General features: G+C 37.4%; 10 protein-coding genes. 8 read left to right on the top strand and 2 right to left on the bottom strand.

The annotated features are described in order from the left end of the window. The first annotated feature begins 101 nt into the window (after nucleotides 1-101). The 5 genes from DSM02_RS06600 to DSM02_RS06580 all read left to right on the top strand — a co-directional run bounded on the left by DSM02_RS06600 (nucleotide 102) and on the right by DSM02_RS06580 (nucleotide 9,573). Nucleotides 102-4,202, top strand: coding sequence for a hybrid sensor histidine kinase/response regulator transcription factor (locus DSM02_RS06600; protein WP_128764868.1), 4,101 nt, complete (start codon nucleotides 102-104; stop codon nucleotides 4,200-4,202). 199 nt (nucleotides 4,203-4,401) lie between these two features. Then, nucleotides 4,402-5,220 carry an SDR family oxidoreductase gene (locus tag DSM02_RS06595; RefSeq protein ID WP_128764867.1) on the top strand — a complete coding sequence of 273 codons (819 nt, stop codon included), beginning with the start codon at nucleotides 4,402-4,404 and terminating at the stop codon, nucleotides 5,218-5,220. After that, nucleotides 5,213-7,852, top strand: coding sequence for an MGH1-like glycoside hydrolase domain-containing protein (locus DSM02_RS06590; protein WP_128764866.1), 2,640 nt, complete (start codon nucleotides 5,213-5,215; stop codon nucleotides 7,850-7,852). The genes DSM02_RS06595 and DSM02_RS06590 overlap by 8 nt, the downstream gene beginning before the upstream one ends. Nucleotides 7,853-7,873: 21 nt before the next feature. Then, the gene (locus DSM02_RS06585) at nucleotides 7,874-8,317 is read left to right on the top strand and encodes a VOC family protein (protein WP_128764865.1); all 444 of its coding nucleotides are present in this window, start codon (nucleotides 7,874-7,876) and stop codon (nucleotides 8,315-8,317) included. An 8-nt stretch (nucleotides 8,318-8,325) separates the two neighbouring features. Next, nucleotides 8,326-9,573: a cation:proton antiporter gene (locus tag DSM02_RS06580; RefSeq protein WP_128764864.1), complete on the top strand. Its 1,248-nt coding sequence runs from the start codon at nucleotides 8,326-8,328 to the stop codon at nucleotides 9,571-9,573. Nucleotides 9,574-9,957: 384 nt separating this feature from the next. Here DSM02_RS06580 and DSM02_RS06575 read toward each other — a convergent pair whose 3' ends face one another. Continuing rightward, complete coding sequence (locus tag DSM02_RS06575; protein WP_128764863.1) at nucleotides 9,958-11,013, bottom strand: endonuclease/exonuclease/phosphatase family protein; 1,056 nt, start codon at nucleotides 11,011-11,013, stop codon at nucleotides 9,958-9,960. A 10-nt stretch (nucleotides 11,014-11,023) separates the two neighbouring features. After that, nucleotides 11,024-11,917: a gliding motility-associated ABC transporter ATP-binding subunit GldA gene (gene gldA / locus DSM02_RS06570; protein ID WP_128764862.1), complete on the bottom strand. Its 894-nt coding sequence runs from the start codon at nucleotides 11,915-11,917 to the stop codon at nucleotides 11,024-11,026. Nucleotides 11,918-12,344: 427 nt separating this feature from the next. Between gldA and DSM02_RS06565 the strand changes: the two genes are divergently transcribed. From DSM02_RS06565 to DSM02_RS06555, 3 genes are read left to right on the top strand one after another with little or no spacing between them, the layout of a single operon-like run. Next, nucleotides 12,345-13,169 (top strand): prephenate dehydratase, encoded by an 825-nt coding sequence (locus DSM02_RS06565; RefSeq protein WP_128764861.1) that lies wholly within the window; start codon nucleotides 12,345-12,347, stop codon nucleotides 13,167-13,169. Next, nucleotides 13,166-14,314, top strand: coding sequence for a pyridoxal phosphate-dependent aminotransferase (locus DSM02_RS06560; protein WP_128764860.1), 1,149 nt, complete (start codon nucleotides 13,166-13,168; stop codon nucleotides 14,312-14,314). Before DSM02_RS06565 ends, DSM02_RS06560 begins: the two co-directional genes overlap by 4 nt. After that, nucleotides 14,301-15,161 (top strand): prephenate dehydrogenase, encoded by an 861-nt coding sequence (locus DSM02_RS06555; protein WP_128764859.1) that lies wholly within the window; start codon nucleotides 14,301-14,303, stop codon nucleotides 15,159-15,161. The genes DSM02_RS06560 and DSM02_RS06555 overlap by 14 nt, the downstream gene beginning before the upstream one ends. Nucleotides 15,162-15,168: the final 7 nt, after the last annotated feature.

Below are 15,168 nucleotides of genomic sequence, written 5' to 3'. Positions count from 1 at the left end.
CAAAATGGTTTTTGCTTAATTAAAACGTGTTTTTTTAAGAATGTATTAATGAATTGCTCTTAAGATTGTAGATTTGATAATTGTTAAAAAAACCTTAACTGATGCGGTATTTCTTTAGTATACTTCTTGTTTTTTGTTTTTATGTAATGCCTGCTCAGACATTAACAAAGCCTGCAGAGTCTATTGATGATCAGCTTATATTTTACAATTTTGATCTTTCAAGTGGTATCTCAAACAGCTATATAAATAGCATTGAACAGGATGAATTTGGTTTTATTTGGATAGGAACCATTGATGGTCTTAACCGCTATGATGGGAGTGATTTTAAAATTTACCGGCACCGTGCCGCAGATAGTACTAGTCTCTTTAATAATTATATTGAAAGTTTAAAAAATACCGATTCTGAGGATTTGCTTATCCTCACAGATGCGGGTATAGATATTTATAATGATGAAACAGATTCGTTTCAAAATGTTCATCTTTTAAATAATGTAACCGACAATGTAAGTGCGCTGGCAAAGCGTCAAAAGGGAGGATATTTTGTAGGGTACTATAGTGAGGGAGTGCGCATTTTTGATGAGAATAATAAAATGATCGCATCGTATAGGAACCGTAAAGAAGATCCTTCTTCTTTAAGCTATAATGAGGTGTCAAGCTTGTTATCTCAGGGAGATTCTATCTTGTGGGTAGGGACGTTTCGAAAAGGGCTTAACCGAATAGATTTAAAAAAGAATACGGTTAATCGATTATGGTTTGATAAGCAAAGTTTAGCGGATGAACAGCCCGGAGTGCGTGCTTTACATTTAGACAAAGCAGGAAATCTGTGGATAGGCTCCCAAAACGGTCTTTTTGTACTTAAAACCGACGGAAGTTTTCGGACTCTTGGTACAGGAGGTCCTAATGCGTTGAGTGATACCGAAATTTTAAGTTTTGCAGAAGACAATCAAGGGCGTATGTGGATTGGGACGCGAAATGGTGGGCTCAACATCCTAAAGATAGACTCCTTCCTGAATAAAAGTGCAGTTCCGGAGATAACACAGTTTTTACCGCGTAAAGACGGAAGCAGTGTTTATAACCGAACTGTTTCAGCATTAAAATTAGATCGAGGAGGTAATATGTGGATTGGGACCAGTAACGGACTAAACTTCGTTAATCCACAAGGAGAGCCCATTAAACTTATAGATGGCGAATCTTCAGTATGGGGCTTGCTTAGTCATATGAGAATAGGTTCTTTAGCAACTAGCAAGACAGGAAATGTATTTATAGGTACTGATGGTGGAGGTATAGATCTGTACCACGCAAAATCAGGTAAAATAACACCTTTTGCGGTTACAGGCAAAGGAGAAAAAGGCCTTAGTAATGATTATGTAATTTCCCTTCTGGAGGACTCAAAAAAGCGTTTGTGGGCTGGTACTTACAAGGGGGGGCTTAATAAACTGGAAAATGATATCTGGAGTCATTATTTGCAAGGAGATCAGGTAGATGGTAATGATGTGCGTACAATTTTTGAAGATTCGCAACATAGAATTTGGGTAGGAACAAATCGTGGAGGTCTTTATAAGTATGATGATAAAAATGACATTTTTGAGTATGTTGAAATTTTAGGAAAGCTAGATGTAAGAGCTATCGATGAAGACAGTAAGGGTAATTTATGGATGGCAACATACAGTGATGGTATTTTGAAATATAATCCTGTAATCAAAGTAGTTACTAAATATGACTCGCGTATTCTTAAGGGATTACCTTCAGATATTTTCTTCTCTCTTGTGTTGGTTTCAGACGATGAACTTCTAGCGGGTAGTAGGTTTGGCGGTCTGGTTAAATTTAACATCAAAGATCAAAGCTTTAGTGTAATAAACGAGCAAAATGGGTTGCCCAATACTACCATCAATAGTATAGTTCCTTATAATTCAGAAGAGGTATGGATAAGTACAAACTATGGTCTAAGTTCTTATAATTTTAAAACAAATGAGGTATCTAATCTGCTAAACCAAAGTTCAATTCAGAAAGGTGAATTTAATATAGGTGCGGCAATACGTGATCAAAAAGGCAATCTCTGGTTTGGGGGTAATAAAGGGCTTAATGTTTTTAATCCTGATAATTTATATGGTGAGGGGACCGTGTACGGCATTTTATTTAAAGATTTAAAAATTAATAATGAAAGCGTTGCAGTAAAGCCTGGTGGGGCACATGCAATTCTGTCAAAAACGCTTAATGATATAGAGACGCTGAAGCTCACGTATAAAGAGAACTTGTTTTCAATTGATTTTGCTTTAATCAAATACCCATTTTCTCAGGATGTAGTGTATTCTTATAGGCTAGAAGGTTACAACGATAACTGGGTTGATTTAAGTACAAACAATCGTATTAATTTTACAAATATTCCGGCAGGCAAATACAATTTAATAATCAAGGCAATGGAACAGTCGGGACATGTGGTTCAAAAAGAATTACCCATTATTATTACACCACCTTTTTGGCTAACTTGGCCGGCATATATATTATATATGCTGCTTGCTATTCTTTTTATTTATGCAATTTCAATTTATTATTCTGAACGCGTTAAATTGAAAAACTCGCTCGTCTTTGAAAAGAAACAACGTCAATTAGAACATGACTTTAATGAAGAGCGACTGCGCTTTTTCTCCGGTTTTTCTCATGAACTTAAGACACCTTTAACTCTGATTCTGGCACCTCTGGATATTCTTGCAGGTGAGCTTAAATCTTCGAGACATCACGCGCGTATAGATCTGATCAAAAGAAATGCTTCAGATTTACTCGTATCTATAAACAGGTTGTTGGACTTTCGCAAAACAGAAGAAGGTCTTAGTAAGCTATACATCCAGCACTACGATCTGGTGAATACATTAAAGTACTGGACGAGCCTTCACAAAAATGCAGCAGATGTTAAGAAAATTGATTTACAATTTGAAACTGAATTTGATGAGCTTCAGGTTGTTAATGATGTTGATAAGCTTCAAATAATTTTAAATAATCTTATTAGTAACGCGCTGAAGTATACCTTAGAAGGAGGAGAGGTCACGGTAATTTTAAAGGCAAATTCCGATAATTATAGCATTACAGTTTCTGATTCTGGAGTAGGTATTCACGAAGAAGAATTTGAGCATATTTTTAACTGGTTTTACCATTCTAACAGTTCGGTCAAGCGCAGCGGTTCGGGCATAGGTCTTTCGCTTTCAAAACGTTTTGCAGAATTGCATGCAGGAACGCTTACGGTAAAAAGTAAAGAGGGGGAGGGGAGTACATTTACTTTAGAGTTGCCCTTTGACCTTGCTGAAGTGCCCCGTGAACAAATTGATAAAGCTTCAGATTCAGATACTGTAAACGAGCAAATAGAGAAACCATTTGTTGCACATTCTGAACCAACATCCCGCGTTAAAAAAGCCTTATTGAATGGCGAAAAACAGCGAGAACTTATCTTGCTGGTAGAAGATAATGAAGATATTCTTATAGTATTAGATGACATCTTAAGTGAAGAATATGATCTGATTCATGCTGTTAACGGGGAAGAAGGTGCTCAGATGGCCACTAAATTTATACCTGATCTAATTATCACAGATGTGATGATGCCTGTAAAAGACGGGATTGATATGTGTCATGAACTAAAACTCAATAAAGAAACATCACATATCCCTGTTATTATGCTTTCGGCAAAAAACAATACAGCAGTCAAGGTAAGCGGCTACAAGGAAGGAGCAGATGATTACCTTACTAAACCTTTTGAACCTGCGTTGATAAGAGCGCGAGTGCGTAATCTTCTTGATAGTCGTAATATGCTAAAGCTTTACTTTAATCAAAATAGCGATCAAAACACTTTAAGCACAAGTGAAAGCCGGGTGTTGGATAAAGAGAAGGAGTTTTTGGCAGATTTTGAAAAGGCTGTTTTGAAGTTTAAGGATGCAGAGGGCTCAATCATCGCGAAACTCACAAAAAATATGGGAATGAGCAGAACATCGCTGTATAAAAAAATCACCGTACTAACCGGAGAAAATATTAACAGTTATGTGCGTATCATCAAAGTGAATAAAGCAGCTCAGTTGATGCGGGAAGAGGGGTACAGTGTTTCTCAGGCTGCGACAGAAGTAGGATTTAGCAGCCCTAAGTATTTCAGAAAAATCTTCAAAGAGCAATTTGGTAAGCTTCCGTCAGAGGTAACCACCTCATTTAATAAATTACTTTAACAGTTGGTGATTAAAACATAATAGTATTTCCAGTTTTGTTTTATTTCTTTTAGTGAATACTTAAGTCATAGCAATATAATTTATCATCTTATTAAATGTTAGCTTTAGTCTATTAAATAACGTTAATACCAGAGAGCAAGTCTGTCGTATCACGTAAATTAGAAGTTTTGACAGCTGTCAGTTTATTAAATATCAAATTATGCAAAAACCAAATGAACGTCTAAAAGGTCAAACCGCAATAGTTACTGGTTCAAGTTCGGGTATAGGTGCTGCCGTAGCGCTTGCTTTAGGAAGAGATGGTGCTAATGTGGTTGTCAATTATAACTCTTCAAAAGAAGAAGCAAATAAGGTAGCAGATAAAATAAATAAAGATAGCACCTGTGGGGAGGCCATAGTAATACAATGCGATGTTAGTAAAGAAGATCAGGTTCAGGCTATGTTCAAAGAAACAATAGAGAAATTTGGAACCGTAGATATTTTGGTTGCCAATAGCGGCTTGCAAAAAGATGCACCTCTTCATGAGATGACTTTAAAAGACTGGCAACTGGTTATAGATGTCAATCTTACCGGGCAGTTTCTGTGCGCGCGGGAAGCTATACGCGAATTTATGCGCCGTGGTATGCGCAAGGATGTCTCTAAATCTTTAGGCAAAATCATCCATATGAGTTCTGTACATCAGATCATTCCGTGGGCAGGACATACTAATTATGCAGCTTCAAAGGGAGCGATCGTTATGTTGATGGAAAGTATTTGCCAGGAGTATGCTCCTCTTAAAATACGATGTAACAGCATTGCTCCGGGAGCGATAAAAACAGATATTAATAGAGATGCCTGGGAAACCGAAAGTGCACTCAATAAATTGAATAAGCTGATTCCGTATAAACGTATAGGAGTGCCAGAAGACATAGGCAGTACGGCTGCCTGGTTGGCATCAGATGAATCAGAATATATTAATGGCACTACTCTGTTTGTTGACGGAGGGATGACGTGCTATCCAGGATTTACAACAAATGGTTAGGAAAAATACAGAAGAACAAAAAAGATTAGATTCCCATTATTCAGGTAATGAAGACTGGTTGCATTGGGGTCCTTATTTAAGCGAAAGACAGTGGGGTACTGTACGTGAAGATTACAGCGCTAACGGTAATGCCTGGGGCTATTTTCCGCACGATCACGCGAGAAGTAGGGTCTACAGATGGGGAGAAGATGGTTTGGCAGGTTTTACAGATCGCTATTGTAACGTGTGCTTTGGCCTTGCTTTATGGAATGGGAAAGATTCTATATTAAAAGAGCGCTTGTTTGGCCTAACAGGTCCAGAAGGTAATCACGGTGAAGATGTAAAGGAACTCTATTATTATTTAGAGAATACGCCTACGCATTCTTATATGAAGCACCTTTATAAGTACCCTCAAAATGAATATCCATATGGGGACCTGGTGACTAAAAATCAAAGTCGAAGCAGAAAGGATGATGAGTACGAGATTTTAGATACCGGTCTGTTTGATAACAATGAATATTTTGACGTTGTTACCGAATATGCAAAAGCAGGCCCTGATGACATTTGCATTAAGATTTCAGTAACAAACCGAAACGCTAAGGCTGCAGAATTACATGTCTTACCTACCTTGTGGATTCGTAATTTCTGGAGTATTAGAGATATGCCTTTTAAGCCTTCCATAATGAAGAATAAGAATGGCAAATCACCTTCGGTACACATAAAGCATCCGTATACGGGAGATTATAATTTATATTTTGAAAAGCCCGATCACCAGCTTTTTACCGAAAATGAAACCAATGATGAGCGTTTATATTTGCAAACAAACGACCATCCTTACAAAAAAGATTTCTTTCATAAAACAGTAGTCAATAACGACTACAGTCTGGCAAAAAAGAAACAGGAAGGAACCAAGTTTGCACCGCATTATGAGCGCAATGTCAAGGCTGGAGAAACGGTAGTTTTCAAACTAAGATTAACTAATGCTGATTTAAAAGATGATGCATTTGGTTTAGAATTTGATTCCCTTTTTGAAAAGCGAGTTCAGGAGTGTTTAGACTTTTATGAAGGTGTTAATCAAGTAAAAGATGAGGAGGCTAAAGAAATTCAGCGTCAGGCTTTTGCAGGTTTATTATGGTCTAAGCAATATTACAACTACGAAGTAGAACAGTGGCTTAAAGGAGATCCTAAAGTTTCTACACCCCCGCAAGAACGCTATCACGGGCGTAACAGCAACTGGAAAACCTTGCGGAATCATGATATTCATCTGATGCCAGATTCTTGGGAATATCCGTGGTATGCTGCTTGGGATAGTGCATTTCATTGCATTACAATGGCTTATATAGATCCGGAGTTTGCAAAAAAGCAGTTGCTACTTTTTACTAAAGAATGGTATATGGCTCCTAACGGTCAGATACCTGCTTACGAGTGGAACTTTAGTGATGTTAATCCGCCTACACAAGCTTTTGCAGCGCTACAGATTTATAAGATAGAACGGGATACTGCCGGGAAAGAAGATATAGATTTTCTTAAGCGCATGTTTAATAAACTATCGCTCAACTTCAACTGGTGGGTAAATCAGGAAGACCGCAGACAGAATAATGTTTTTCAGGGTGGCTTTTTAGGTCTTGATAACATTGGAGTTTTTGATCGCAGTAGTGGTATTCCCGGTAACGCGACATTAGAACAAGTAGACGGTACCTCTTGGATGGCGCTTTATTGCCTGAATATGCTTGAGATTTCAATTAAAATAGCATTAGTAGACCCTTCCTATGAAGATATGGCAACCAAGTTTTTTGGTCACTTTATCTTTATTGCTGAAGCTTTAAACAAACTCAATGAAGATTATGAAGGGACCTGGGATGAAGAAGAAGGTTTCTTCTATGACAAGTTGGTTTTTGAAGACGGAAGCTTCCAGCCTATAAAAGTGCGTTCTATAGTTGGGATCATGTCTCTAATCGCTGTTTTACATATTAAGAGAGAGACTTTAGATCGTCTGCCTAATTTTAAATACAGTGTCAACTGGTTTAGAAAATACCGAATGGCAAACCTGAAGTATATGGTTATTCAGGAATTTTCTGATGATTCAGATTTACTCTTGGCTCTTGTTCCTAAAGAGCGTGTTGAGATCATGTTAAGTGCAGTTTTTGATGAGAAAGAATTTTTGAGTGAGCACGGTTTGCGTTCATTGTCTAAAATTCATGAAAAAACCTATAAAATAGATATTGACGGATCTAATTATGAGATAAAGTACGAGCCGGCAGAATCTGAGTCTTCTATGTTTGGAGGAAATTCTAACTGGAGAGGCCCTGTGTGGATGCCATTTAATTATCTGTTTGTTACAGCAATTAAGGAATTTAGAGATTATTACGGTAAGGATCTTGAGGTTGAGTACCCTAAGGGAAGTGGAGAGATCTTGAGTCTTAATGACATCAGGAATGATTTGATGAAGCGTCTGCTAACCCTTTTTCATACCGACGAAAATGGAGACCGACCGATAAACGCACAGCACAAGGAGATTTATAAAGATCCTCATTTTAAAGACCTAGTTTTGTTTTATGAGTATTTTCATGGTGATACGGGTAGAGGAGTAGGAGCTTCACATCAAACAGGTTGGACTGCTCTTATTGCAAACATGATCCATGAAATATATTAATAGTAATTGAACCTCAATATCATGAAAATCGCCTATATTTTTCTAATTAACTTATTCTTTTTACACACGATGACAGCGCAAGATTTTAAACTTACTAAAGATCACGATGCCCTTTTGGTTAAAGATTTAGATAAAGCCGCAGCTTTTTACAGTGATATTTTGGGGCTACCTGAGATTGATAATGCAGGTTTGGGACCAAAATTCAGATGGTTTGCTTTAGACAACAACGTTCAGATTCATTTGATAGAAAGTGATGAAGCGTTTAAGCCACATAAAGGAGTGCATTTAGCTTTGAATATTAATGATCTTGATGGTTTTATGAAGTTTTTGAAATCTAAAAATATTCCTTTTGAGAATTGGCCAGGAGAAACCGGTACTACAAACACAAGACCTGATGGTGTACGACAAATATATCTTACAGATCCAGATGGATATTGGATAGAAATAAACACCAATAAGCTCTAAAAAAATCTATGGATTTTTATCTAATCACAGCAATTTTAGTAGGGCTTGCCGCAATCTTTGGTTATATAAACGTACGTTTTCTTAAGCTGCCTAACACCATAGGTTTGATGTTGATTACGCTTCTGTTTACATTAGGAGTTTTAGGTATCGCCTATTATGATGATACCTTGCTAGAGGCAGAAAAGGAAATTATTAGCAGTATAGATTTTGAGAAAGTATTGCTTGACGGTATGTTGAGCTTTTTACTTTTTGCAGGAGCACTACACACCAATTTTGAACAACTTAAAGTGCAGCGCTGGCCGGTAATCGTATTTGCAACAGTAGGCGTTTTAACCTCAACATTTCTTGTTGGTGGCGCTTTATATTATGTTTTGATGGTGTTAGGACTGGGGGTTGACTTTATTTATTGTTTGTTATTTGGAGCGTTGATCTCACCTACAGACCCAATAGCAGTATTGGGAATTCTCAAAAAAGCAGGCGCACCTAAAAATTTAGAAACCAAAATAGTAGGAGAATCTCTATTTAATGATGGAGTCGGTGTCGTGGTATTTCTTACCATTTTTAAAATAGCCGGATCGTCAGATCCGGTTACTCCTGGTGATATTTTAGAGTTATTTGGTCTTGAAGTTTTAGGGGGTATTGGATTGGGTTTAGGAATAGGGTATTTAACTTACAAATTGCTAAAGTCTATAGATGATTATGATATTGAAGTGATCATCACACTTGCGGCAGTTATGTGCGGCACAGTAGCAGCGCAAAAGCTTCATATGTCTGCGCCGCTAGCAATGGTAACTGCAGGACTTGTAGTAGGAAACGATACAGCACGTAAACACACGATGTCTGAACTTACCGAAACTTATGTAGATAAATTCTGGGAGCTCATAGATATCTTATTAAATACGATCCTGTTTGTATTGATAGGTATGGAAATGCTAATCATAAGCTTTGAAGTGACGGCGATTATTGCAGGTTTAATTGCGATCCCAGTCGTGCTGATTTGTAGATATATTTCATTATTAATCCCTATCAACTTTTTTGAAAAACATCTCAATTTTGTACCGCGTACTGATGTTATCATGACGTGGGGTGGCCTTCGAGGAGGAATTTCAATCGCGTTAGCGCTTAGTCTCACTCAAGATATGCATCGTGAACTATTCTTAGTAATTACTTATATTATTGTGATCTTTTCAATTCTTGTGCAGGGGCTTACAGTAGGTTCTGTGATTAAAAAACTTGGAGTCAATAAGGCTAAATAGTAAGAATTATATGACCTAATTTGATTAGATAAAAGTAAAAGCATAAAAAAACCGTTAGGAAACTAACGGTTTTTTTATGCTTTTAAGTAATTATTTTTTCAATATTCATTATTTAAAATAATAAATATGTTTATTTTTGAACAAGTATAAATTTTAGCATTGATGAAGCTAAAAGTATGTCAGGTTGGGTTTAGGGACTCGTTTATTATGAACATTAGACCTGACTAGTTGAAGCCTCCGAAAGGAGGCTTTTTTATTGGCGCCGCCAAAGGGTTTAATACCCCGAGGCTTGCCTCGAAATTGAAAATTTGTTTCTAACGAATGCCTCATGGGCTTGCCCCGAGGTAGTTTACTGGAGGCTTACTGGGTTATTTCATCTTAACATTACTCAGCGCGCTCCAGACCTTCATCTATGCGCTCTTCAACCTCCTCATCGATTTCAGAATCAATTTCTGGTTTTTCAACTTTTTCCCCGTTTTCTAACCAAAACGTGAAAAACATAGGATAGTGATCAGAGCCTATATTAGGAAGTCGCAGCATACGATCTACCACAATATTTTTTGAATGAAATAAATGATCTATAGGGAAACGTAAATACCAGTAGTCTGCATGAAAGGTGGGGAATAAACCTCTGCCAATTCTGGGGTCTATGAGTCCGGTGATTTTTGCAAACAATCTACTTACCCGAGACCAAACCACATCGTTGAGGTCGCCACACACCAGAATAGGGTGGTCAGCGTCTAACTCACGTACTGCTTTACCTACAATTAGAAGTTCTGCATCGCGTTCTTCTGAGGTTTCATTTTCAGTAGGGCTGGGAGGTGCCGGATGAACACAAATTAGCTCCAGAGGTTTATCGCTTCCGAAGTAAACTTTAGTGAAAATGGAAGGTACATCTTTCTCTACCAGATAATTAACCTGAGTTTCCGCCAACTCATATTTGCTATACAGATGCATTCCGTAGAAATTATCTAAAGGAACTCGTACGATATTAGGATACTCTTTTTCTAATTCTTTTAAACCGTTTTCCCAGTTCTTGTCAGTTTCCATAACAAGTAAAATATCTGGAGTATGTATGTTGACTTGCTCTATAAGTTTACCGTATTCTTCATTGGTTTGTAAAACATTAGAACTTAATAGGCTTATTTGTCTTAAAGAATCAGGATTGTCTGGTTTTGAATCGCGCAGGGGATAAAAATGAGTATATGGAAAAATGACATAAAGCTGAAACGCAAAAGCTGCAAGCAGGCTAATAGCTACAATGTACTGCCATTCACTTACCGGAAATTCAAAAATAGCCAACAGTGCAATAACTAGGGCTTGAAGAAAACAGCTTTGAACTCTTATAAAATCCCAGCCTCTAATAATCCAGTGAGTTCCTTGAGTAAGTGGTAAAAGCGCAATTAGTATTAAAAATAAGGCGAATCCGTATAAAACCATTAGGGTGAGTTTAGCGGGTGAGTTGGTGAAAAAGTTCTTCTAAAGAAGTATTTATACGAGAAAGCTGGAGTGTTTTTAGTCCGTTATCATGTGCAAAATCAAACAGGGCGGGCCGCATATCTTTTTGCGTATCAAAACTGATTTCATAACTAAAACCTTCTGTGTTATTCACGTAATTAACGTGAGTTAAATTTTTAAGTGCTACTTCCTCTACACGATAATCAAATTCTACTTTTATGATTTGCTCACTACCGGCTTTAAGGTCTTTTAGTTGCCGGTCTGCAACAATCTTCCCTTTATTAATGATGATAACTCGATCACAAATAGCTTCAACCTCTTGCATAATGTGTGTAGAGAGCAAAACGGTTTTGGTTTTGCCTATAGTCTTAATGAGCCCGCGTATTTCTTTCAGTTGATTGGGGTCAAGACCCGTTGTGGGTTCGTCAAGAATTAGAACTTCAGGATCGTGTATCAGCGCAGCAGCCAGGCCTACACGTTGCTTGTAGCCTTTGCTTAATTGTTTGATCTTTTTAGTTACTTCGGGTTGCAAGCCGGTAAGAGAGATAACTTCAGCTATGCGATCTTTTGACGTGTGATTGAGATCAGCGTGAAGTTTAAGATATTCTTTAATGTACATTTCCGGGTATAACGGATTGTTCTCTGCAAGATATCCCACTCGTTTTTGAACCTCTAAAGCTTCATTTTCTGTAGAAAAACCAGCTATAAAAGCAGATCCTGATGATTGTTTCAGATAGGTGGTTAAGATTTTCATCATCGTGGTTTTACCAGCTCCATTAGGACCTAAAAAACCGGTGATTTCACCTTTTTTGACCGAAAATGATAAATCGTCAAGTGCTTTCTGAGCACCGTAGATTTTGGTTATGGCCTCTACAGTTATAGACATACTGGCTTAAAATAAGGAAACTTTAAAAGTTAAAAGTAAACAAATAGCAGTGAGACGGCTGTTTTCAAAACCTTAAAATTAGGTCAATATAAAAATAAACTCACCAGATTAAGCTATTTGAAAAATATCTTCTAACAAAGCAGTTTAAATACGAGGTTCTATTTTGTTTTCTTCAAATAATCCATCCTTTTTTTTTGAAATGTGTAAAAATCAACCCCTTTTAAAATTCTTCTTATTTATTTAAGTACTTTAGCAGCATAATTAATGAATCACATGTCTTACGTACCTTACTTTTTTAACCGTTATTATTTCTTTTTCTTCTGGAGAGAGATGGGACCGCTATAGAGTATCGTGTAGTAATACAATATCATAGGGTCCCGATTTAAAAAATCGGGATTTTTTTTGTTATAAACTGAACTAAAGATAATTGAAACATAAAGTAGCCATACAGGGAATTAAAGGTTCTTTTCACCATAAAGTCGCTCAGGATTTTTTTGCTGAAGACGTGGAGGTGATAGCGTGCCGTAGTTTTCAAGAGTTAGTAAACTGCCTGATAAAAGGCGAGGCGACAGATGCAGTAATGGCTATCGAAAATTCTATAGCAGGAAGCATAATCCCTAACTATGCATTGATTGATAATCACAAGCTTAATATTGAAGGGGAACGCTATCTGGGTATAAGTCAAAATTTGATGGTTTTACCGGGGCAGCACTTAGAAGATATTGAAGAAGTATGGTCTCACCCTATGGCTTTGTTACAGTGTAAGGAATTTTTTAAAGATAAAGAGCATATCAGGCTGGTTGAAGATGATGATACTGCCGGGGCTGCAAAACGTATTGCCGATGGAAATCTTAAAGGGATAGGTGCGATTGCCGGAATAACAGCCGCACAGATTTATGGTTTAGATGTTATCGCTGAAGATATTCAGACTATTAAAGAGAATTCAACACGTTTCTTTATTTTGAATACAAACGGAAGGACAGAGGCAGAGGTGCCAGACAAAGCTTCGGTTAAATTTCTGGCAGACCACAAACGGGGAAGTCTTGCAGCAGTACTCAATGTAATGAGTGATTGTAGATTAAATCTTACTAAGATTCAGTCTTTACCGGTTATTGAGACACCGTGGAAGTACTCGTTTTTTGTAGATGTTACTTTTGATAATTATACAGACTTCGAGAAAGCAAAAAAATTGTTGAATATAATGGCGCTTGAATTTAAAGTTTTGGGTGAATATAAAAATAGAAAAGGATGATTATAGAATCGGCTAAGCGGTTAAACCAGACCTCAGAGTACTACTTTTCGCGAAAGCTAAAAGAAGTGCGAGCACTTGCAGCAGCAGGTAAGCCTATAATCAACATGGGTATAGGTAGTCCAGATTTACCGCCGCCACCTCATGTTATCGATGCATTGACCAAGTCTCTGGTAGATGGTCCTGCGCATCAGTATCAGAGTTACAAAGGTTTGCCAGAATTGACTAACGCAATGGCTGATTTTTATGAAGCGCGTTATGGTGTGCGTCTAGATGCTGAGAGCGAAATTCTGCCTTTAATGGGATCAAAAGAAGGAATCATGCATATCAGTATGGCTTTTTTAAATCCTGATGATGAGGTATTGATTCCTAATCCGGGTTACCCAACATATACTTCGGTAACACGTCTGGTTGAAGCAGAGCCGGTTTATTACAATCTGGATGCTTCCAATAACTGGATGCCAGATTATGAAGCTTTGTCTAAAAAAGACCTGAGTAAGGTGAAGTTGATGTGGGTTAATTACCCACACATGCCAACGGGAGCAAAAGCTACTACAAAAGATTTTGAAGACCTTGTGGCTTTTGCGAAAGCAAACTCAATACTATTAGTAAATGATAACCCATATAGTTTCATTTTAAATGAAAATCCGCAGAGTATTTTAAGTATTCCGGGAGCAAAAGAAGTAGCTATAGAATTAAATTCTCTGAGCAAATCATTCAATATGAGTGGCTGGAGAGTGGGGATGTTGGTGGGTTCTTCAGAATACATAAACACCGTTTTAACTGTAAAAAGTAATATGGATAGTGGTATGTTCTATGGAATTCAAAAAGGAGCTGCCGCTGTTTTAAAAGAAGGCGAAGAATGGTTTAATGAACTCAATCAGGTTTATAAAAACAGAAGAGAACACATGTGGAAGCTGGCTGATTTGCTGGGTTGTACATATGATAAAAATGCAGCCGGAATGTTTATCTGGGCAAAATTACCCGAAGGCGCCGGTGATGCAGAAGCATTTATAGATGATATTTTATTAAATAAAAGCGTGTTTTTAACCCCGGGAAGTATTTTTGGCTCTCAGGGAGCAGGATATATTCGTTTTTCACTGTGTGTAACCGAAGATAAAATCAAAGAAGCCATTGGAAGATTTTAAAAATATATTCATTTTAGGAATAGGGCTAATAGGTGGTTCGCTTTCACGAGATTTAAAACGCATTTTGCCAGGAAGTACAGTCTATGGTGTTGATAGCAATGCAGACCATCTTGATGAAGCGATAGGTTTGGGTGTGATAGATCACTCATCTCGTTTTGAAGCCTTGAGTCAGGCAGATCTTGTGATTTTGTCAATTCCTGTAGATCAGGCAAATTTGTTTTTACCTGCAGTTTTAGATGCAGTTGCAGAAAATGCATTGGTAGTAGATGTAGGTTCAACAAAGGGAAGTGTTTGTGATGCAGTAAGAAATCACCCTAAACGCAATCAGTTTTTAGCAGCACATCCCATTGCAGGTACTGAATTTTCCGGGCCATCTGCTGCGATTGAAAATTTGTTTAAAGATAAAACGATGATTCTATGTGAGGTAGAACAAACCCGAGAAGATTTATTAGACAAAGCAATGCAGATATTTAAAGCATTACCCATGCAGATTAGATATATGAATCCGCATTCTCACGATAAACACATCGCTTATGTATCTCATTTGTCGCATATTAGTAGCTTTATGCTGGGGAAAACGGTAATTGAGAAAGAGAAAAACGAGAAAGATATTTTTGATATGGCGGGTAGTGGTTTTGCCTCTACAGTGCGTCTTGCAAAAAGTAATCCTGCAACGTGGACACCAATATTTAAAGAGAATAAAGCTAACGTATTAGAGAGCTTAACAGAGTACATAAATAATTTAACGCATTTTAAAAACGTTCTTGAAGCAGAAGATTATGAGGAGGTTTTTAACGAGATGCACAATACAAATCACATAAAATCAATACTTAAAGGATTATCGTAATCGGTTA

Source organism: Leeuwenhoekiella polynyae (genome assembly GCF_004104075.1).
In the GTDB taxonomy this organism is placed as follows: domain Bacteria; phylum Bacteroidota; class Bacteroidia; order Flavobacteriales; family Flavobacteriaceae; genus Leeuwenhoekiella; species Leeuwenhoekiella polynyae.
This window is presented reverse-complemented; position numbering and strand designations above follow the sequence as displayed.

Coding starts and splice junctions, on each gene's coding strand:
- DSM02_RS06600 (WP_128764868.1), top strand. CDS start 102: ATGCGGTATTTCTTTAGTATACTTCTTGTTTTTTGTTTTTATGTAATG.
- DSM02_RS06580 (WP_128764864.1), top strand. CDS start 8,326: ATGGATTTTTATCTAATCACAGCAATTTTAGTAGGGCTTGCCGCAATC.
- DSM02_RS06585 (WP_128764865.1), top strand. CDS start 7,874: ATGAAAATCGCCTATATTTTTCTAATTAACTTATTCTTTTTACACACG.
- gldA (WP_128764862.1), bottom strand. CDS start 11,917: ATGTCTATAACTGTAGAGGCCATAACCAAAATCTACGGTGCTCAGAAA.
- DSM02_RS06560 (WP_128764860.1), top strand. CDS start 13,166: ATGATTATAGAATCGGCTAAGCGGTTAAACCAGACCTCAGAGTACTAC.
- DSM02_RS06595 (WP_128764867.1), top strand. CDS start 4,402: ATGCAAAAACCAAATGAACGTCTAAAAGGTCAAACCGCAATAGTTACT.
- DSM02_RS06590 (WP_128764866.1), top strand. CDS start 5,213: ATGGTTAGGAAAAATACAGAAGAACAAAAAAGATTAGATTCCCATTAT.
- DSM02_RS06575 (WP_128764863.1), bottom strand. CDS start 11,013: ATGGTTTTATACGGATTCGCCTTATTTTTAATACTAATTGCGCTTTTA.